Source organism: Methanobrevibacter sp. (assembly GCF_045636185.1).
Lineage (GTDB): Archaea > Methanobacteriota > Methanobacteria > Methanobacteriales > Methanobacteriaceae > Methanocatella.
Map to the genome: position 1 here is coordinate 1 of NZ_JAZTXC010000171.1, position 20,564 is coordinate 20,564.

A 20,564-nucleotide genomic window follows, 5' to 3' on the forward strand; every position below is an offset into this window, starting at 1 on the left:
CAGAAAATAATATATTTATAAAAAATTAGGAATTAATAAAATATAACCATTAACAAAATGTAAAAATCAATAAAGTTTCCTTGAAAATCTTATTTTAATCAATTATAATTGATGAAACTCCACTAAAATAATAGAAAAGAAAAAAATAAAAAAAAATAGTTTGAAGTTCGAAAGAGGGAATTTTGAAAGACAGAAAAAAATTTTGTGTTCATCCGTTTTTGCTAAGCTATCTGAAAAATTAACTTCAAACTTATATTATAATTAGATTATACTAATATAAATACTTTTTTATAAAAAAGTATTACCCAATTATGAGAAAAAACCATAATAAGTATTACTCTATGATTTAAAAAAAATAATTATTCTCGAAAATTTTCATCAATATAAGAATCAAACTTCAAATAAGCGTTATCAATAGCTTCATTTAACATATCTTGGTTAATTTCAGATAATGCATCAAATAAAACGCCTAAATCAACATCCACATCAAGTTGATCATTTTCATAATTAAGTACAATATCCAAATCTAAGTCTTCAAGTTCCTTAGTTGAAATTACCTTTGAAACTTCAACTTCAAGAATTTCACCAAAATCAGTAGAAATAGTATCTAAATCCTGAGAGGATAATTTTTTAAGTTTTGACATGATATCAAAAAAAAGAATGGAAATTAAGCTCCATTAGGAGCCATTCCTTGCATAGCAGATTGAATATTAGATTGCATTTCTTCAAGTTTTTTCATGACTCTTTCTTCTTGGCGAGCCATGGTTTGTTTTCTTAACTTGAGAGTTTCTAACTTATCTTCAGCTTCTTCTAAAGCATCTTTATAATCTACTTTAATAAGTAAGTTACCTGCTTGTTTAAATACTTCAGTATTTTCGTCAGTATTTTTTAATTCTTCTAATGCTTTTTCAGTTTCTTGAATTTGAACTTCTACAGTTTGAACTTGCATACTTACAGCTTGAGCTTGTTGTTGTAACTGTTGAAACTGATTTAATTGCTCTTGTATATTTTCAGGAATTTCCATATAATCACCTTTTTAATTCTATATATTTGTTAAGTTATTTATTTGTAATGATAAATTAATCCACTTTATAGCGGAATTGACAGAAGCTCTAAATGATGTAGAGTCTTGAGCATCAATATCAATAACAATGATATTCTCATCAAGAGTTAAATTCATAGAAGATCTGTAGTCTGGCGCCGTTTGAAATTCCAAGATGATAGAATCATAGATAATTTTCGCTTGCTTAGGATTATCAAACTCAACAGTTATTTGACTTTTTACAGATTCTAAAGGACTATTATCAATCATTGTTATCTAAAATCTTTCTAACATTAATCTGGAAATCTGTTTTATTTCCAAATTTATTAATAAAATTTATTTTAGCAACTAACTCATCATAGTCACTATCAATATGAATATAATTATTTTCAGCCTTATCGACTAGTTCAAAACCTAAAATATCACTTAAACAGTTTAGTTCCTGAACATCAGATACTATTTTTAATTGGGATGGAGAAATATTAAGCCTTTCATTTGTAGTGTTAACACTGATTAAAATAGTAAGTAATATATCTCCTTTATTGGAATAAAAAGTAATTTTACTGGGATTACCTTTAATCTCATTAACAATAGCCAAATTAACTTCATCTTCATCAAGAGCCCTCAATAAAATTTCCCTCATATTCATTTTACCTCTATTTACAGAAGTTGAATTTGTTGAATGAGCAAAATTTTTACAGAATTTTCTAGTTTTTTGAGAAGGCTTTCTAGAAGTTGAAATTAACATTTAAATCAAAAATAGTAAAAAAATTATAGAAAAAACAAGATACGAATCTTGATTTAATTCTATTTTTTAAGGCCGACTCTGTTGACCATATTACCATCAGGAACACTTGCTGATACCCAACGGGTTACTTCTGGAACATTTTTAAATAAAATCCTATATCTACAATTAGGACATTTATTGTCCATGTATCTTTTTTGATCTACTTCTGTTCCACAATATGGACATTTATACAAGGATTATTCCTCCACTTGGATATCTCTAATACTACGTGCTGCTGATCTAGCCATAGGTGTTTGAGGAACATATGCTCCACCGGTGAATACAGCACCACATTTTCTACATTTCCAAATTCCAGCAGCTTGTCTTTTTACATAAGGTCTATCACATTTAGGACAAACATGATTTTTTTTCATGTTTTCTTCGATAATTTTAACAGATCTTTTTGCTTTTCTTCCGTATCTTGCACCGAACCTTCCTGTAATACCAACTTTTTTAGTTCTTGCCATTTTGATTTCTCTCCATTATAAAAATAATAATAAAAAACTGTAAATCTTTAAGATTTACCATGATTAAAAACAATCATAAAATTATCTAATGTAATAATATTGTACAACATTATATTTAAAGTTAATGGAAAATTTAAGAAAATTATTGTATTTTCTCAAAAATACCATCAAATTAAAATCTAATTACTTACTTAAAACTATGGTAATTAGGACTTTCATTAGTGATTAATAAATCATGAGGGTGTGACTCTTTAATACCGCTGCTTGATATTCTGACAAATTGAGCTTTTTTCTGCATTGCAGCAATATCTTCAGCTCCACAGTAACCCATTGAAGATTTTAAACCACCAACTAATTGGAATAAAATTTCTGCAACAGTTCCTCTGTATGGTACTGCACCTTCAATTCCTTCAGGAACATATTTAGTATGGTTCATTTTACTTTTAGATCCTTGGAAGTATCTGTCAGCACCACCATCAAATTCACTGGTCATAGCACCCATAGAGCCCATTCCACGGTATTTTTTGTATTGTTTACCATTCATAACAACAATATCACCAGGAGCTTCATAAGATGCTGCGAGTAAATTACCTAACATTACCGCATCTGCACCGGCACCAATAGCTTTTGCAATGTCACCTGAGTATCTGATACCACCGTCTGCAATAACAGGAACACCTGCATCAGACGCTGCATCAGCAACATCGGAAATTGCAGTTAATTGAGGCACTCCAACACCAGCTACAATACGGGTAGTACACATTGAACCCGGACCAATACCTACTTTCAAAGCATCTACACCCATTGAAATTAAATCTTCGGCAGCTGCAGCAGTTGCAATGTTACCAACACATAATTCTGCATCTATATTGTCTTTTATAGTTTCAGTGTATTTAACTACATTCATATTATGAGCATGAGCACAATCAATTGAAATAACATCTGCACCTGCTTGATCAAGAGCCATTGCACGGTCCAAATCAAATGGTCCACAAGCTGCAGCAACTACAAAGTTTCCATGCTTGTCTCGTGCCGCATTAGGATATTGAGCCCTATTTAAAATATCTTTAATTGTGATTATTCCAACCAATTTACCTTCATTTAGAACAGGTAATCTTTCTACCTTATTTTCATAGGCAATATTCAATGCCTCTTCAGCAGTGATAGGCTCTTCAACAGTGACAACATCAGAGGTCATGATATCTTTAACCGTTTTGTCAGGTTCTGATTTTAATACTGGCCTAATATCTCTTTTAGAAATAATACCAATAATTTCATCACCATCAACAACAGGAAGACCACTGATTAACTCATCCTGCATTTTATTTTGCACATCTTGAATTGTAGATTCTGGAGTGATTGTTACAACATCACGAATGGTAATATCTTCAGCAGTTTTTACTTTTTTAACTTCTTCAACTTGCCTATCTAATGAGATATTTCTGTGAATTACTCCAATACCACCTTCCTGTGCCATAGCTATAGCTAAATCTGCTGCTGTAACAGTAACCATAGCAGCACTTAAAATTGGTATATTTAATTTAATACCTTTAGACAATTCGACGGTAGTGTCTATATCTTTTGGTTCTACATAACTAGCATTTGGAGTAAGTAAAAAATCATCAAAAGTGTAAGACATTCTTGCTTCTTGAACTTTTTTAGAATACATTAAACACACCTACTTAAAATGAATCGCATAATTCTTTAAGCTCAGCTACTGCAGTATGATGTATTTTACCAGTATTACGGTCACCGCCAACACAGGCAGCTCCTCTAATACCGACAACATCACAACCAATATCATGTAATGGTTTTAATTGATCTTTTTTAACAGACCCTGCAAGAGCAGTTTTTAAATTATAACTATGAGCTTCTTCTACAAATTCAGTTAATTTTTCAATATCTAAATAATCAAATAAAGTATGACCATCTTTAACAGCAGTATCTAACATTGCCAAATCACAGTTTGCATCACGAGCTACTTTTGGAATTTCCATCGGATCAACAGCACCAACACGATGAGCATCAGCATATCCAGCAGCTACAACAATAGTATCTGGACTTACATCTTTAATAGTTTTAGATACATTTTTCATAACTTCAACAGCTTCATCGTAGTTTTTAGTTCCGTATAATCCTACTTTGATATAATCTGCCCCTGAAACATGAGCCCCCATTGCTGCAAGAGAAACAGTACCTGGTTTGTAAGGTACATCACCCAAAGTTGCACTGACTAACTTGTCTTCAGGAGTTAATTCCCTAATCTCTTTAATGACCCAAGGGAAATTAGCACCTAAGGAACCTTCTTTAGGATTTTTCACATCAACAATATCTGCTCCACCTTTTATAGATTCAAGAGCTTCTTCATGGTTTATTGGACTTATTAATAGAAGCATGTATTTCCTCCGTTTATAATAATAAAATATTAAAATATAATATATTTATATTTGGTATTCTTTCTTTATAAGTATATGCTTTAAGTGAAATTATTTTTCAAAACAAAGTGGAATAGGAAATAAGTTAAAAAAATTTAAAAAAAAATTAATTAATAAGGAGAATCATTTTTTCTTACATTATCCTTGATTCTGCCATGAACTTTTGGATAAAAACCAACTTCTGAAGATAGTTTCCTCATATTTTCAAGTATTTCATTAGTTGGAATAGCTACCGGACAGTTTAAAGTACACAATCCACATAATGTACACATATAAAGGCCTGATTCATAGCATGTCTCATCATCTTCAATGAATTTTGACATTGCAACACCCCTACCACCCAAATAATTGTTAAAACCGAATTCATTTCCGACAGCATTATATACAGGACAGTGCACTACACAATTGCCGCATCCAATGCACCAGAGGCATTCTTCGCTTGCATCACTTCTTCCATTATCCATAAGAATAACAACTACTTTTTCAGCACCATACATATTTTTCAAAAGTTTTTTTTCAATATCTGCGGTTTTTGATGGACCTGATACTACATTCATATATGAAGTCACATAGTTGCCTGTAGCATAGACAGTTTCCAGTTTTGAAACTGAAATTGCATCTTCCAATGTAGGTACAATTTTATCGATTCCAGCTACAATTATATGCAAATCTTTTAGGGAAACTATAGAAATATTACCCTCATTGTGAACCATTACGCATGATCCTTCTTCAGATGCTATTGCATTGGCACCAGATATACCTACACTAGCATTTTTTAAGCGATTCAGCACATCACTTCTTACAAGCCCCATGATTTCACGAGGTATCGGGTCGACATTGCTGTCAAGTGAATCATTGACTATGTTTGTTATTTCAGATACATTAAGATGTGATGCCGGACCTGTTGGATGGACAGGTTTATTATCTATCTTTTTGAGTTGTAAAATCCTATCTCCCAAGTCGGTTTCAACAACATCCCAATTTTCACTAGCTAATTCATTTTTAAGATTAATTTCGCCTAAAGTATTTGACTTAGCTTTAGCAATGACTTTGTTATCGAAATCCTTTATCAAGTCCAGAATAATATTAATGGCATCTTCCTTGGTTTTGGCGAACTCAACATCAATTCCATTTCGGTTAAATGATTCAATAGCCTGATTATACAATTCATCTGAGTTTTCAATAGAATATTTTTTAATTTCACGAACTTTCTCTTCTAATCTTTTGACCTGAGGTGAATTTTTAATTTCTGATGATCGTGACTTAACAGTATTGAATGATTTTCTCATTGTTTCGAGTTCACTGCTTTTCATCTACTCACTCCCATATTTAACCAAAAACTCAGTCAAGTCCAAAACATCAAGTCCATAATCCTTTAAATTAAGCTTGCAGAATGGACATGGAGTAATTAATAATTCAGCATCAGTATCAAGTGCCTGAGCTATTCTGGATTCAGCCATCTGTGAAGCGATTTCCGGATAAGCAGACTTTACGCCTCCCCCTGCACCACAGCACAAGCTGTTTTCATGATTATTTTTCATTTCCACCAAATTGGCTACACTGGATATGACATCACGGGGCTCATCAAATACCTTGCAATGCCTTCCCAAATGGCAGGAATCGTGATAAGTAACATTTAAATCTTTTTCAGCAAAATCCAATTTACCTTCATCAATTAATTCCTTTAAAAATTGTGAAATATGAATAACATCCAAACCTTCATAATCATCTTTCAAGGTCTTATAACATCCTGCACATGAGGTTAATATTAAATCATCCGATAAAACTTCAGTATTTTTTTGAATCTGTTCTTTTGCTTCATCCATAAAACCTGTACGCAACAATACAGAACCGCAGCATTTTTCATCATCCAAAACCTTATAATCAACGCCAGCGAATTTCAACAGTTCTTCAGTTGCATCAGCTATTGATGTTTCTTTTTCACGTGCTGTGCATCCTCTAAAATATATCATGGACTATTCTTCCTCATCTTCTAAACTAATCTCATTGTTTAGGGCAACTTCTTTAACTATCTTATTTACATCATCCTGTAAATTATCAATTTTATAGTACAGTCTAGCGCCCAAATAGAATATAAAGAATAATGCAACGATTATAATAAAATCCAATCCTCTTGTTATACCAAAAGCCCTTGCAAAGACTATGCTTGATTCTGGATAAATTGAAAATATTATTACAAATATCCATGCGATTGTCCAGATTACAAATGAAGAGAAGGAATTTTTTCCACTTTTAAATCTATAAAAAAAGATCAATATAGCAATTAAAGAAATTATTGGAAATATAATTGAATAAATAAACATGATTTTCACCTTAGCCAAAGAGTTTATGTTTCATCATCTGAAATAGAATTTTTAAAGCGACTTTAGAATCCGTTCCTTTTGCCTGAGTTTCCGGAGTGTAAATTGTCTGAATGGTAACTTCCTCAAAAGGAATATCATTGTCATTAACTTCACGTATAAATTCAGAGGATATAAGATAACCTCTTGCATTGATTGTGATTTGATTTAAAGCATCGAATGTCAAAGCTCTAAAGCCTGTCTGTGAGTCGCTGACATCAACGCCATAAAATATCCTAGTTAGAATATTCATAACATTATTTGCAAAGCCTCTACTTCTAGGCATGTCTTTAAGTGGCCTTACGCCAATTACAGCCTCAGCTCTGCCGGAAACTAAAGGTTCTATTACATTATCCAAATCATCAGGAGAATGCTGGCCATCAGAATCCATACTTACAACATATTTAGGATTGAATTTTAAAACGGCTTCAAAGCCTGCTTGTGTTGCAATACCAACACCACGATTGAGAATTAATGAATAAAGATGAATCTGATTAGGATATTTCTTTTTGGATTCCAAAATAACATCCAAAGTATTGTCTGATGATCCGTCATTGACAATGACCATATTGTATCCTTTCGCAGCAATAGCTTCAATTACCGGCTGAATCCTAGTTGCTTCATTATATGCCGGAAGAACTATATATGTAGCATTTTTATCTTCCATAGTTATTTTAGATCCCATTTTATCACTTATAACGGTCCTGCATCTTCTTTTCCTTCACGCATTCCCATTCCTGCTTCTTTTCTCATAGCTTTCCTATGATACATCATCTTGATTAGGTTTTGTGCATGTTCACGAGCCCTGTTTTCTGCCAATTTTTTCAATTCAACCGGGTCTTCCTCTTCATCTTCATGGACAAAAACTTCCAAGATATGAGTATTTGTCATTAACTGTGCATTAATAAGACCAGTTGATGCTTCATGAGCACACATTTTATCTTTTTCCATTGGTCCGGGCATTCCAAGTGCCATGACAATATCACAGTTTTCCTCTTCTATGAGGATTTTGGCTGTAACAGGCAAGTCTTTAACTCCAGGAACTGTTTCACGAATTATTTTTAAGTCATAAGCATTATTTTTAAGCTCATCAATAGCAGCCGCAGCCATATCAAAACGAGCAAATGTAGTATCACAAATTCCAATCCTCATAAACTTCACCTTATAAAAATGATATGTTGATTTTAATATATAATAGTTGGTAAAAATAAGATAGTATTAAAAATTATTACTGCGAGTAATACTTTAAATTAAAGATTTATGATAAATTTAGTAAGTTAAAAAAAAATTAGTTTTTGTTTAAAAGTTTTAAAAACTTCTGTTTTGCTTCCTCAATTGTCAATGGATAATCTCCACCTATGTCAATACCTTCAGCTTCAATTTGCTGAAAGAGTTCTGTTACAATAGGAATCTCCAAATTAGCCTGTTCAAGTATATTTGGTTGTGAAAAAATCTCTTTAGGGGTACCTTCAGCAATTAAATTACCGTCAACCAATACAAAAGCCTTATTTGCATATTCAGGAACCAAATTTACCTCATGAGTTGAAATAAGAATTGTAATTCCTTCAGCATTAAGCTCTTTTAGCAATCTGACCAAATTAGTTACACCATTTGGATCCAAACCTGCTGTAGGTTCATCCAGAACCATAATTTCCGGTTTCATAGCTAAAATTCCGGCTATTGCAACTCTTTTCTTTTGACCACCACTCAAATGATGAGGAGCTGTTTTTTCATAACCTGTCATTCCAACACGTTCTAATGCTTCTTCCACCCTATTTTGGACTTCCTCCATAGACAATCCTAAATTCAATGGTCCAAAAGCAACATCCTCCTCTACAGTTGGAGCAAAAATCTGGTCATCAGGATTCTGAAATACAATACCTACCTTTTGCCTGAATTTAAGTAAAGATTTTTTATCGTATTTAAGTTCTTCACCATCAATGAATACCTTTCCCTCATCAGGCTGATAGATTCCGTTTAAATGAAGAAACAATGTAGATTTACCTGCACCATTTTTACCTAACAGAGCAACCATTTCTCCTTGTTCAATTTTTAAGCTAACGCCCTTTAATGCCTGATAATCATTATTATAAGAATATTTAATATTTTGTACTTCTAACATTATTAATCACCTTTTTTTCGGTTCATAAACCGGAAGTTCACCGGAATAACCTCTGGAATCCAATGAATGTTGTAATGTTTCACTCTTATCCAAAGATCTCAAAAATATAGTACTTGCAAGAGCACCTAATGATTTGAATGATGTAAAATAAGAATGATATCCTAATCGAGTATCCTGTGCTTTCTGCATTGTATCAATCTCATTTAAGAATATGAATATTGTATTATACATCAAAAGAGCAATTTCAATAACAATCTTTGGAACTTTAAGGGTACCCAAACAATGCAATATTTTTGCGATAGGTGTAGTGAGTGCTAAAAATCCTAAACAAGGCAAACATCCAATAACTCTGAAGAACGTATAAACACCATAATGAAGAGAATTCTCAGTAACCACAATACCAAAAAATCCAGTTTCATAAATTACTTTTCCACTACCAAAAAAGAATATTAAAAATAAACAGGTTATGATAAGGAATGCCATTGGGATTGAAAGAAATTTTAAATAAGACCTATAATTAATTTTTGCAATGCCCAAAATTACTATTGACATTATAATAAATATAATAACATCAAAATACAGATTATCTAAAGCCAATGTTAAAATTAACAATATAATTGTTAAAAATAACTTAAAATAGGGATTTGTTTCTGTTAATGTATTATTATGTGCTATATAATCCATGTCAAATTTCATACAATCACAAAAAAAAAGAAATTAAAAGATGATTTTAATTAATCATCTTTAGATTTTTCTCCTCTCCAGTATCCAAAGAAGTAACCAATAATAATTGCTCCAATAGCAGCTTGAAGAGCGAATAATAAACTTTCTATTTCACCACTAGGTGGTTCCCATATAGATGAAGCCCAAGGTTGAAAACCGGTTTTTTCAATAGCTTCACCAGCAGCATCGTCTGCACCACCGAAGTATCCATCATCTTCCCCGTGACCATTAAACATTATTAATGGTGCAACGAACAATATGATACAAATAACAGCCAATATTATTAATGTTGATGTTTTCATTTATATCACCTTATGCCTCATTAGGAGCTAAAGCACCTAATTTATCTAATAATTTTGGTTTGTATTCTTTTAATCTATCCCAAATAATTACGGTCAAAATACCTTCACCGATAGCTAATGGTATTTGGGTAACTGCAAAGATAACTAAAAAATTAGTTAATGCAGATCCGAATGAAGGAGATGGGAAAGCTAAAGCTAATTGGAATGAAGTAGCTACATAAGTTAATAAGTCTCCGAAGAATGCTGCGAAAAATATAGCAATTGTAGAAGAGACATTAGCTTTTACGAAACCTTTATATATAATCCATGCTACGAATGGCCCAACAATACCCATTGAAAAGATGTTAGCACCCAAAGTAGTTAATCCACCGTGAGCAAGTAAGATTGCTTGGAAAAGAAGAACGATAGTTGCTAAAACAGCAGTTACAGCAGGACCAAACAATGCTGCACCCAATCCGTTACCACAAGGGTGAGAACAACTTCCAGTAACAGAAGGTAATTTCAAAGATGACAAGACGAACATAAATGCTCCACTAACAGCAATTAATGCTTTAGATTCTGGAGTTTCATCTACTATTTTTTTAATCTGATATATACCGTAGGCGACAATGATGAAAGATATGACAAACCATACCGCACACCACATTCCAGGTAAATATCCTTCCATAATATGCATGATAAATTCCTCTCATTTTTTCATATCAAATTTAGGTAAACATAAATTTAAAATTATTAATTACCATTTGACAATATAATATTTATTATTTTATGATATATAAATCTAATTAAAAATTTATCAAGTTTACTTTAAAAAATGCATTAATTAAATCAAACACATTTTAAAAAACAAAGAAAATGACCTCAATTAATAAAACTAAACTAAGAGAATTTAATAAATACTTTAAAAAAATCAAATAAATTATAAATTAAATAAAAAAAATATCAACCAAAAGTATGGGCAAAAATAATCGAAATGAAAAATAATTAATATTGATTCTAAAAAAAAATAATTTAAATAATAACAACAAATATTCAATTATGAACATTAAAAACAACTTAATTTTAGCATTGGATGTAGGAAGCGAAAAAGAAGCAATGGATATCTGTGAAAAAGTTATTGATAATATCGACACAATAAAAATAGGTTATCCTTTAGCACTTGCAGAAGGTCTTGAAATCATCAACAAATTAAAAGACAAATTCGACTTCAAGGTAATATGCGACTTTAAAGTGGCAGATATTGATGCGACAAATGAGAAAATCTGTGAAGAAACATTTAAAGCAGGAGCGGATGCAATAATCTGTCATGGATTTGTAGGTCCTGACAGTGTTCAGGCATGCCTAGATGTAGCAGACAAATATGAAAAAGAATTGTTTTTACTAACTGAAATGTCACATCCAGGGGCTAAGAAATTCCTGCAATCTGCAGCAGATGAAATTGCAAAAATGGGAGTTGAAATGGGAATAACCAACTATGTTGCTCCGGCAACACGCCTTGACCGATTGCAGGACATTAGAAATATCGTTGGAAATGATGCTTACATAATCTCCCCAGGTGTTGGAAAACAAGGAGGAGATGCTAAAAAAACTTTAGAAATATCTAATGCAATAATCGTTGGCAGAAGCATATATGAAGCAGATAACCCCAAAACTGCTTGTGAAAATTTACTCAAATAATGTTAAGATTAACTAAAACTATTTTAATGATTAAATGTATAATATAATATGTTCTACTTAGCTAATGAACAAAAATTGATTTAAAGGGAGGAAATTTGCATGGCATCTGAAGTGACCAAATTAATTATGGAAACCATTTTAGGTTTAATTACAACCGCTTTTGCATTCGTTGCAGGTTTAGCTTGGAACGACGCTATCCAAAAATTAATCGAAACATATGTTGGCGGCGGAAGCGCATTATCCAGCCTATTCACATATGCTATTGTCGTTACCATTATTGCAGTTATTGTTACCGTACTTTTAGCAAGAGTTGCTGCAAGAATGGGAATTGAATTAGACGACTAAGAAGGAAAATTAATTATTTTCCTTTTTTAATCTTTTTTTAACACCAAATCAGGCACCATATATGACAATTCAAATAAAATAAATAATATAAATGTCCAATATGATAAAACACCACAGACTGCTAATAAAAATATTTCTATTTTCATTACAAACCTATATTCAAAAAACAATATAATAAAAGTATTGTTTGTAACATTAGATATTAGTTCATGTCCAATTTCATCACTTAATGCAGCCAAAATGGTTAAAAGTAAAATTACCCAACTTAAATTAGGTATTCCACAGATTAAACATATTAAAGCAAAAACTACCGTGGTGATTGCATGATGAATACCATCTATCTTAAAAGCCAGCAGGTTTCCAATTAATATTCCTATAAAAACATATGCTGCATCAGCATCAAAAACTGTAGCTATACCTGAGGCCAACGCACACAATATTCCAAAAACAATAGCCAAATATAAATTGTCATTTTCATCATATGCATCATCGGATAATTTCATGAAAAATCCGGAAAGAATATACAAAAAACCTAAAACAAGATAATTCAATTTTAACACCTAAAGTTTATCTAAAACATCGGCATAAATCAATGGAAATATTACAGTAACATCTCCGATTACAGTTTCAAGTGTGGATTCACATTTGGCTTTAGACCAGGATTTTGCTTCCTGCAATGGAGCTCCACTTAAACTGCCTGCTTCAGGTCTGTCCAAAGTTATTTGAATCGCAGAATCAAGTCCACCTATAAGCAGTGTAGAAGCTAAAGTATAATGTTTAGTCAAACCGCCGCCTAAAAGTACTCCTCCAATCTTTTTACTATTAAAAACAATATCAGACAGGTAATGCATATCCGCTACAGCATCAACTGTAAAATCATGATCCTGTGAAAACATCCATAACTGCAATCCAAACATACTGTCAATCAGTCCTGGAGCAAAAATAGGTGTTTTCATACGTGCTGCAGTTGCTAAAAAGGAATTTTCATCTTCAATACGTAAACCTACCTCATACAACAGTTCCTGAATTGATATTTTAGGTTTTTGGGATGAAATGTCTTCAAATATTTTAATTATTTCACTTTCAAATATTTCAAAATCATCAGATCCGACATTAATATCAGCAATTCTTCCAATGCCCTCAGCATTTAAATCCTCATCGTCACGTCCTTCATCACGATAATGATTTCCTCCAAATGCTTCCAGCATATCATGGGTAATATTGGCTCCGCTTGAAATGATTAAATCAACATGCCCTTCACGCACCATGTTGGTTACGATATTTCTCATACCTCCAGGAATTAACGGGCCCCCAAGACTCATGAAAACATTCATCTCTTCATCTTTAATCATATTGCATAATATATTCGATGCTCTTGCTACCCTGCCGGAACCTAAAACTCCGGAGTTATCAAATTGCTCTATTAATTCAGATACTTTCATACCTTCTTTTATCTTTAATTGATTAACTTTATCCATTAAATCACACTTAATTAGTATAAATTGGGAAATCTTCAAAATTAGTTATAGAATTAATTAAATCTGTCCTTGTCACAATTCCAAGTAAGTTATTATCCTTATCTGCAATTATTAATCTAGAAATAGATTTCTTAAATAATATTTCAATTGCTTTTGCTATCTTTAAGTCTTCATGTACAATGATTACCTTTGTTGACATTAAATCGCCAACAGTAATGTCTTCCTTATCTTCAGCGAAAGCATGTACAAAATCAGTAACTGTAAATACACCAACTACCTTTCCATTCTTCATAACCGGTGCACCATCAATCTTATTTTCAGTGAATATTTTTGCAGCATCCTTCAGCTTGCAGTCAACCTTTAAAGAAATTACATTTTTACTTGCAATGTCACCTACAGTCTGCTTTGGTATGCTTCTTATTGTAGTCGTATCCACAAGCAAAATATTGTCCATATCATCCCTTCCAACAACTTCACCCATAATTCCTAGGTTATTTACAGGAGTTGGACCTATCTTTATTGTATCTCCAAGATTTAAATCCTTAATACTTCCAAGGACTTTAATAGCTGCTTCACATTCTTCTTGTTGGGGTACAGAAGTAAATTCAATTTTTGCAACAGAAATATCCTCAAGCCTCTCATCTCCCCTATATATAGGGACTTTTGCTTCTTTTTCTGAAATTGAAATGTTTAAAGCATGATATGCTTCAATTGTTGGTTTGTATCCACCTCTAGGACCAGGAACACCTTTCACCAGACTTAAACTTCTAAGTGACTGCATTTGATTACGGATAGTTCCAGGATTTCTATTCATAACTTCTGCAATATCCTCCCCCTTAATGGATTTTCCTTCAGAGGATTGGTATAGGTTTATCAGAGTTTGCAATATTTCTTTTTGTACAGATGTTAACATGTTTCTATCCCCAACTATTTAACTAATATATTTAATTATATCAAGCATGGTTTATAAAGGTAATGATAAATAATGATAAATCAAAAAACACTAAAAAAATAATGAGTAAACAATGTTTAAAAAAAAATTAAAAAGAGAAATGATTATTCAATGAGCTGTTTTAAATCATTTCTAATAATGGAAGTTGCATCAAATCCTTTAATAGCATCTACCATTTCAGGGAATTTTGCTTTAGGAATCAAAACATTAATCTGTGAAAAATCAGATCCTGGAGTTATTGTAGGTTCATCAGCACAAAGTTTATTTTCTGTCAAATAGTTAGAAACCTCTTCAATCTTATTGTTGGCAATGTTGAATTTGACATCGAAATATTTCTTTGCAGTAATGGCTCCAAGCAACTGCTCATAAATCATTTTAGCCTTTTCAAGCTTTTGGCCAGTGCAGCTTACCCCTGCATAAAGACCTGCTGAAGAGTGCATGATAGTTTCTATTTCTTTTAAACCTGCTTTTTTCAAGCTACTGCCTGTTTGTGTATTGTCAACAATTAAATCGGCACCCTTTGCAATGTAAACTTCAGTTGCACCATCAGAGTTAATAACCTGTACCATTTCATTATCTCCATCAGTCAAACCTCTGACCTGTACAAAGGGTACAGCATCACCATAGATTTCCTGATAAACTTCATTTTCCATAATATGTTTTCTGGTTAAATTAGGATATTCTGTAAAGCATAAAATTGGAGTTTTTCTATCTTTATTTGCTCTGAATAAATCGGATAAACTAGTGTATGGAGAATCATTAGGAACTGCAACTATCAAACGGGTTTTTCCATAATCCAAATCACCTATTTTAATGGTATTAGTATCCCTTAAAACAGATTCTTCCCTTACCCAGTCTTCACCGACAATGGCTATATCAACCATTCCACGATTCAATTCAACAGGAGTGGATTGTGGACGAGTTAAATAAGCAACAATATCCTCATCATTTGCAATAGTAATTTCGTAAGATTCATCACCAGGTTCATACCCTTTAACTTCATAACCTGCATCAACAAACAGTTGATAGGTATTTCCTCTTTTTACATTATTTAAACTTCCTTTTGGAAGTCCAAGTATTATCTTTTCATTCATAATATAACCTACAATAATGTTAATATTTTCAGATATATATTAATTATGATGAACTTCACAATTTCTTCTTGACATTTCATGAGTGTGAACATGCATATGTTTAATGCCTTCATCGGTTTCAATTTCATCAAATATTACAATTCCCTCATGTGAATGAGAATGCTCACCATCATTGTGTATATGATAATGATTATGCTCCATATTCTGCGAATCAATCTTTTTAATTGAATCATCAAATTTTCTATCATATAAAAATGCCGCATTCAAAACAACAAGACAGGACCCTGCATTATGTACAATAGCACCAGTCACTGGATTCAGTAAACCCAAAACGGAACAGATTATTGCTAAGGCATTGATTGTCATGGAAATGGCAATGTTGGCTTTAATTGTGAATAATGTGGAATTTGAAAGTTTCTTAAGATATGGGATTTTAGAGATGTCATCACCCAAAAGCGCAATGTCTGCAGCTTCAATAGCTACATCACTACCCATTGATCCCATAGCAACACTAACATTTGCTGTCTTAAGTGCAGGAGCATCATTAACACCATCCCCTACCATACAAACATTTTCACCCTTTTGCTGGTATTTTTCTATCCATTCAAGTTTCTCTTCAGGAAGGAGGTTACCATGAACTTCTCCAATTCCAACTTTAGATGCAAAATAATTGGCCGTTTGCGTATTGTCTCCCGTAAGTAAAACTGTTTTAGTATTAATATCATGAAGCGCATCAATCATTTGAGGTGCATCTTCGCGAATCATATCGGATAAAGCTATAATACCGACAATTCTACTGTTTTGAGCCACTATTACAGTTGCCTTACCTTCACTTTTAAGCCTGTCCATCACTTCATCAACATCATCATCAATTCCATTTTCACTTAAAAATTTAAGATTGCCTGCATAAACTTTATTGGAATTTATATCACAGGATACTCCCAGACCAGGAAACATTTCAAAGTTTTCCACTTCATTTATTTGAATATTTTCATTTTTAGCTTTGGAAACGATAGCTTTAGCCAATGGATGTTCGCTTAAACTTTCACATGAAGCAGTTAATGATAATAATTCATTTTCAGACATGCCAAATGGAATCACATCAGACACAATCAGATTACCATAAGTCAACGTACCTGTTTTATCGAATACCAGTGTATTTAAAGCCCCCAATGTTTCCAGAGCTTCACCTGATTTAATCAATACGCCATACTTTGTTGCCTGACCAATAGCTGCCATAATGGCAGTTGGAGTAGCTAGAATTAATGCACACGGACAGAATACTACCAATACAGTAACTCCACGTTCAATATTGCCCGTTACAAGCCAAGCAGCAATAGCAATCAATAATGCAACAGGAACTAACCATGTTGCCCATTTATCAGCAATTCTTTGAGTTGGCGCTTGCTTTTCATCAGCAGCTTTAACAAGTTCTATTAATTTTTGTAGAGAGGAATCATCAGATAAGCTTGTAGCTTTGATGTCTATAGCACCAAACATGTTTGTAGTTCCACAAAATACATCATCACCAACGCTTTTGTCTATAGGCAAGGATTCACCAGTCATTACTGACTGGTCTATTGAACTTGTACCCTTAATAATTTTCCCATCGACAGGAATCTTTTCGCCAGGCAATATTCTTAAGTTATCTCCAAGTTTAACCTCACTGGCAGGTATTTCCTCACCAGTGGTTAGCCTTGCAGTTTGTGGAGTTAAATCAATTAAATTTTTCAATCCCTTTTTAGCTCTTTCAACTGTCCAGTCCTCTAAAAGAGCACCTAATGCCATAATCCATGCTACTTCCCCTGCTGCAAAAATTTCTCCAATCAATAGGGAAGCAACCATAGCAATTGCAATTAATAATGCAGATGAAATCCATTTTTCACGGACCAGTCTAGTCATGGCCAGCAACAGCATGGGAATTCCGCTGATTATTACTGTTCCCCATGCAGGATTTAGATAAATTGGAGTGTCAATTTGAAAAATCATGAAAATTATAGCAATTAACAGAAATATTCCAGAAATTATTGTCATTTTTAGTCCAAATAGAAAGTCAGTTATTTCATCAATCATGTCTAAAACCTCAAAAGTATTACTTTTTTTGAATTCATTTATATATCCAGTATTACTGAAAAATTTTTCAATGAAAATCCCAACATTAAGAGACAAACAAAAAAATAAATTCAGTAGGAATATAAAGTATTACTCACAGCCAAAAAGTATTACTTTTTTTGAATTCATTTATATACCCAGTATTACTATTTGTACTTTCAACTATAAAAGTATTACATTTTTTGAATTTATTTATATATGAAGTATTAACAAAAAAAGCAGTTCTAAAATATTTCATCTTATTTCAAGTATTTCAACCAGATATCTCTTTTTTAAGTTACCGGAAATATTATAAAAAAAAAACAGTTAAATAATTCAAAATCAGCAAATCGTATGATTTCATCTATGGAAATTGGTGAATATCCAAATCCTCTCTTTTGAAAAAGACTTTTTAATCTTAATATTTGAAAGAATACCTCAACTTTAGGAAGTTGAGGTGTTCAATAGAATTATTCATCTTCAGATTCTCTGAAGTTCTGACATTGCTTGACATCCAATAACAGTCCATCATGCAATTTACAAATAATTTTGTACTTGTTTCTAAATTCCAAGTATTTACAATCATCACAAATCATATTAACATCCATTAATCATTTCATAGCCAAGTCCATAATGCTGAAAGGGTCACCCTCTTTTCTAGGGGCAGGACCTCCCATTCCAAAAGCGGACTTTGCAAATTCCTTATTCATCCTTTTAGAGACCTCATCAAAAATCATCTTATATGCCGTACATTGAGGATCAACTGCCTGTGGAGTTTGATATGCAACAATTGCATTATAAGGACATCCTCCTTCACAATATTTGACATGTCTGCATTTCTTACAATTTTCATCAACATAATCTCTAAATTCCTGAAGCTTTGCCCAAGCTTCAGAGGACTTTAAATCATCAAAGCTAGGATTTGTAGAAACATTACCTAAAACATAATCCGGCATTCCAACAAACCTATAGCACGGATATATTGAACCATCAGAACCGACAGCCAGTGTAGTTCCAATACAATCAGCAAATGTACAAAGGGTTCCTCTTCTCCTTAAGCTAGATTTTGTGATATGATCTAAATCCATAATTGAGAATTTATCCAAATCATAAAGATATTTATCCAGCCAATCAATAAGCAGTTTTCCATGTTCCTCCTGATTAAGTGCCCATGGATCAGCATTATCTCCTCTTAATGATGGAAGTGCCGCATGAATCTTTAAGCTCATTTCCTCTCCCTTAAAGAATTCATATAATTCATCTGAGAAATCCTTGGAATATTCAGTGACTGTCAAAACAAAATTAATTACTAGACCTTTGCTTTTAGCAAGTTCATATTTGGCCATGGTTTTATCAAAATAGCCGTCTCCTCTTTGATAGTCATTGATTTCCTTTGGCCCGTCAATACTGGTACTTACTACAACACCATATTCAACAAACAAGTCTATCAATTCATCAGTTAAAAGCCAAATATTACTTTGAAGAGAAAATCCTTCTAAATTAGGCAATTTGGAAAGCTTCTCAAGTGCAACCTTATAAAAATCATAGCCTGCAAGGAGAGGTTCACCTCCATGAAAAGTGAAATGAACCTTATCATCCCTAAAATCAGCTAACCAATCGATTATTTGGTCAATAACTTCGATGTCCATCATTTCCTTTGTATTTTCAGAACCCCAACAATATTTGCAATTAGATGGACAATTGAGTGTAGGGATAACCATTACATGAAATGTCATTTTAACCATATATCTTATTTAATTCTCTTAACAATTGCTTTTTCTCATCTTCATCCATATCCTCATTTACAAAAAAGATATAGCCACATTCCTCACATTTGACAGTTTCCATCTCTGCATGTGCACGATGATTGTCCAACATTTTTCTATGGGCGATTTTATCTTTGGAACCACATTTTGGACAGGGAGCCAATAATTCTTCTAATTTCATATTCTCACCTATAATTAAAATTAGATTTTAAGATATATATAAATTTATAAAAAAAAAGAAAATGTGTATGTGATGATACACACTATTTCAAGCAAGCTTCAATATCATTTTCATTTGTAGCTGCAATACTTACGAAGCGTTGATTATTATCTTCCGCAAAACTAAAAGTTGGTATGTGAGTAACGGTATTGTTACTGATGAATCCATTAATTCCATTAATAGTCTTATTTTGATAGCTTGAATCTGGATTTACAGTGAAGTTTGTATCTTTACCAGTAGTAAATACGGTAATATTGATTATATCGCCTTTATCGTTTTTGAAAACTTTATTGAATTGAGTACCTAAACTGACTGGAGTCGCATTAGAACTTTCTTCATGGAATCCATTAGGAATGTTAAAATTATGCCCTCCAATATTGTCTGCTGCAAAAGCCATACCTATGCTTGCAACAGCGACAACTAAAAACAAACATAAAATAAATAATTTTCTCATATTTTATCACCTTCAATAAATAACATTATTGTTCTAATATATAATAATTATTTTATGGTTTTTAAATATTTTTAATCATGAAACAGAATTTATGATTTTAAAAAAAAAGAGTCTGTAAAATTTTATAGGCCTATTTGATTTTTAGATGTTTTTCAGTCCAATTTTTCATTTGATAGTCTAAAAATGTTAGAATTCCATTTTTAGTCTTGTATAATTTCTTTATTATTTCTGGATTAGTTTGTCTGTAGT

The 20,564-nt window shown here is 32.4% G+C and carries 27 protein-coding genes and 1 pseudogene; 2 read left to right on the forward strand and 26 right to left on the reverse strand.

Annotated features, from left to right (window positions below; all coding sequences use genetic code 11):
• Positions 1–359: 359 nt before the first annotated feature.
• The 17 genes and pseudogenes from ACKI3Q_RS09555 to cbiM all read right to left on the reverse strand — a co-directional run bounded on the left by ACKI3Q_RS09555 (position 360) and on the right by cbiM (position 10,914).
• Entirely contained in the window at positions 360–644 is a 285-nt protein-coding gene (locus ACKI3Q_RS09555; protein WP_407416362.1) for a DUF3194 domain-containing protein, read from the reverse strand.
• Positions 645–667: 23 nt separating this feature from the next.
• Entirely contained in the window at positions 668–1,024 is a 357-nt protein-coding gene (locus ACKI3Q_RS09560; protein ID WP_407416363.1) for a prefoldin subunit beta, read from the reverse strand.
• An 18-nt stretch (positions 1,025–1,042) separates the two neighbouring features.
• Entirely contained in the window at positions 1,043–1,312 is a 270-nt protein-coding gene (locus tag ACKI3Q_RS09565) for a KEOPS complex subunit Pcc1 (protein ID WP_407416364.1), read from the reverse strand.
• Entirely contained in the window at positions 1,305–1,790 is a 486-nt protein-coding gene (locus tag ACKI3Q_RS09570) for a Brix domain-containing protein (RefSeq protein WP_407416365.1), read from the reverse strand. Before ACKI3Q_RS09570 ends, ACKI3Q_RS09565 begins: the two co-directional genes overlap by 8 nt.
• 107 nt (positions 1,791–1,897) lie before the next feature.
• Positions 1,898–2,023, reverse strand: a pseudogene (locus ACKI3Q_RS09575) (DNA-directed RNA polymerase subunit P); the annotation flags it as partial.
• Positions 2,024–2,026: 3 nt separating this feature from the next.
• Positions 2,027–2,296, reverse strand: coding sequence for a 50S ribosomal protein L37Ae (gene rpl37A / locus ACKI3Q_RS09580; RefSeq protein WP_407416366.1), 270 nt, complete (start codon positions 2,294–2,296; stop codon positions 2,027–2,029).
• Between the two features lie 187 nt (positions 2,297–2,483).
• On the reverse strand, positions 2,484–3,965 hold the full coding sequence (guaB, locus tag ACKI3Q_RS09585; RefSeq protein WP_407416367.1) for an IMP dehydrogenase: 1,482 nt from the start codon (positions 3,963–3,965) through the stop codon (positions 2,484–2,486).
• Between the two features lie 13 nt (positions 3,966–3,978).
• The gene (locus tag ACKI3Q_RS09590) at positions 3,979–4,692 is read right to left on the reverse strand and encodes a (5-formylfuran-3-yl)methyl phosphate synthase (RefSeq protein WP_407416368.1); all 714 of its coding nucleotides are present in this window, start codon (positions 4,690–4,692) and stop codon (positions 3,979–3,981) included.
• Between the two features lie 149 nt (positions 4,693–4,841).
• The gene (locus ACKI3Q_RS09595) at positions 4,842–6,044 is read right to left on the reverse strand and encodes an LUD domain-containing protein (RefSeq protein WP_407416369.1); all 1,203 of its coding nucleotides are present in this window, start codon (positions 6,042–6,044) and stop codon (positions 4,842–4,844) included.
• Positions 6,045–6,704, reverse strand: a complete 660-nt coding sequence (locus tag ACKI3Q_RS09600; RefSeq protein WP_407416370.1) for a (Fe-S)-binding protein — start codon at positions 6,702–6,704, stop codon at positions 6,045–6,047.
• Between the two features lie 3 nt (positions 6,705–6,707).
• Positions 6,708–7,055: a DUF2304 domain-containing protein gene (locus ACKI3Q_RS09605; protein ID WP_407416371.1), complete on the reverse strand. Its 348-nt coding sequence runs from the start codon at positions 7,053–7,055 to the stop codon at positions 6,708–6,710.
• 10 nt (positions 7,056–7,065) lie between these two features.
• Positions 7,066–7,776 carry a glycosyltransferase family 2 protein gene (locus ACKI3Q_RS09610; RefSeq protein ID WP_407416372.1) on the reverse strand — a complete coding sequence of 237 codons (711 nt, stop codon included), beginning with the start codon at positions 7,774–7,776 and terminating at the stop codon, positions 7,066–7,068.
• 8 nt (positions 7,777–7,784) lie between these two features.
• On the reverse strand, positions 7,785–8,243 hold the full coding sequence (gene ribC / locus ACKI3Q_RS09615) for a riboflavin synthase (protein ID WP_407416373.1): 459 nt from the start codon (positions 8,241–8,243) through the stop codon (positions 7,785–7,787).
• A 136-nt stretch (positions 8,244–8,379) separates the two neighbouring features.
• The gene (locus ACKI3Q_RS09620) at positions 8,380–9,213 is read right to left on the reverse strand and encodes an ATP-binding cassette domain-containing protein (protein WP_407416374.1); all 834 of its coding nucleotides are present in this window, start codon (positions 9,211–9,213) and stop codon (positions 8,380–8,382) included.
• A gap of 6 nt (positions 9,214–9,219) precedes the next feature.
• A complete protein-coding gene (cbiQ, locus tag ACKI3Q_RS09625) occupies positions 9,220–9,909 on the reverse strand; it encodes a cobalt ECF transporter T component CbiQ (RefSeq protein WP_407416375.1) in 690 nt (229 codons plus the stop codon).
• Positions 9,910–9,947: 38 nt separating this feature from the next.
• Complete coding sequence (locus ACKI3Q_RS09630) at positions 9,948–10,238, reverse strand: energy-coupling factor ABC transporter substrate-binding protein (protein WP_407416376.1); 291 nt, start codon at positions 10,236–10,238, stop codon at positions 9,948–9,950.
• Positions 10,239–10,248: 10 nt separating this feature from the next.
• Positions 10,249–10,914, reverse strand: coding sequence for a cobalt ECF transporter S component CbiM (gene cbiM, locus ACKI3Q_RS09635; protein WP_407416377.1), 666 nt, complete (start codon positions 10,912–10,914; stop codon positions 10,249–10,251).
• Between the two features lie 362 nt (positions 10,915–11,276).
• Between cbiM and pyrF the strand changes: the two genes are divergently transcribed.
• Both pyrF and ACKI3Q_RS09645 read left to right on the forward strand, forming a co-directional pair.
• Positions 11,277–11,915, forward strand: a complete 639-nt coding sequence (pyrF, locus tag ACKI3Q_RS09640) for an orotidine-5'-phosphate decarboxylase (RefSeq protein ID WP_407416378.1) — start codon at positions 11,277–11,279, stop codon at positions 11,913–11,915.
• 99 nt (positions 11,916–12,014) lie between these two features.
• On the forward strand, positions 12,015–12,260 hold the full coding sequence (locus ACKI3Q_RS09645) for a DUF5654 family protein (RefSeq protein ID WP_407416379.1): 246 nt from the start codon (positions 12,015–12,017) through the stop codon (positions 12,258–12,260).
• A 26-nt stretch (positions 12,261–12,286) separates the two neighbouring features.
• Here ACKI3Q_RS09645 and ACKI3Q_RS09650 read toward each other — a convergent pair whose 3' ends face one another.
• The 9 genes from ACKI3Q_RS09650 to ACKI3Q_RS09690 all read right to left on the reverse strand — a co-directional run bounded on the left by ACKI3Q_RS09650 (position 12,287) and on the right by ACKI3Q_RS09690 (position 20,315).
• On the reverse strand, positions 12,287–12,811 hold the full coding sequence (locus ACKI3Q_RS09650) for a hypothetical protein (protein WP_407416380.1): 525 nt from the start codon (positions 12,809–12,811) through the stop codon (positions 12,287–12,289).
• Positions 12,812–12,820: 9 nt separating this feature from the next.
• Positions 12,821–13,738, reverse strand: coding sequence for a deoxyhypusine synthase (locus tag ACKI3Q_RS09655; protein ID WP_407416381.1), 918 nt, complete (start codon positions 13,736–13,738; stop codon positions 12,821–12,823).
• Between the two features lie 10 nt (positions 13,739–13,748).
• Positions 13,749–14,651, reverse strand: a complete 903-nt coding sequence (locus ACKI3Q_RS09660) for a CBS domain-containing protein (protein ID WP_407416382.1) — start codon at positions 14,649–14,651, stop codon at positions 13,749–13,751.
• 143 nt (positions 14,652–14,794) lie between these two features.
• Positions 14,795–15,784, reverse strand: coding sequence for an ATP phosphoribosyltransferase (locus ACKI3Q_RS09665; RefSeq protein WP_407416383.1), 990 nt, complete (start codon positions 15,782–15,784; stop codon positions 14,795–14,797).
• 39 nt (positions 15,785–15,823) lie between these two features.
• Complete coding sequence (locus ACKI3Q_RS09670; protein ID WP_407416384.1) at positions 15,824–17,857, reverse strand: heavy metal translocating P-type ATPase; 2,034 nt, start codon at positions 17,855–17,857, stop codon at positions 15,824–15,826.
• A 488-nt stretch (positions 17,858–18,345) separates the two neighbouring features.
• On the reverse strand, positions 18,346–18,471 hold the full coding sequence (locus ACKI3Q_RS09675; protein WP_407416385.1) for a hypothetical protein: 126 nt from the start codon (positions 18,469–18,471) through the stop codon (positions 18,346–18,348).
• Between the two features lie 15 nt (positions 18,472–18,486).
• Positions 18,487–19,611 carry a TIGR04083 family peptide-modifying radical SAM enzyme gene (locus ACKI3Q_RS09680; protein ID WP_407416386.1) on the reverse strand — a complete coding sequence of 375 codons (1,125 nt, stop codon included), beginning with the start codon at positions 19,609–19,611 and terminating at the stop codon, positions 18,487–18,489.
• Position 19,612: 1 nt separating this feature from the next.
• Positions 19,613–19,822: a TIGR04165 family Cys-rich peptide gene (locus ACKI3Q_RS09685; protein ID WP_407416387.1), complete on the reverse strand. Its 210-nt coding sequence runs from the start codon at positions 19,820–19,822 to the stop codon at positions 19,613–19,615.
• A gap of 82 nt (positions 19,823–19,904) precedes the next feature.
• Positions 19,905–20,315, reverse strand: coding sequence for a hypothetical protein (locus ACKI3Q_RS09690; protein ID WP_407416388.1), 411 nt, complete (start codon positions 20,313–20,315; stop codon positions 19,905–19,907).
• Positions 20,316–20,564 lie beyond the last annotated feature (249 nt).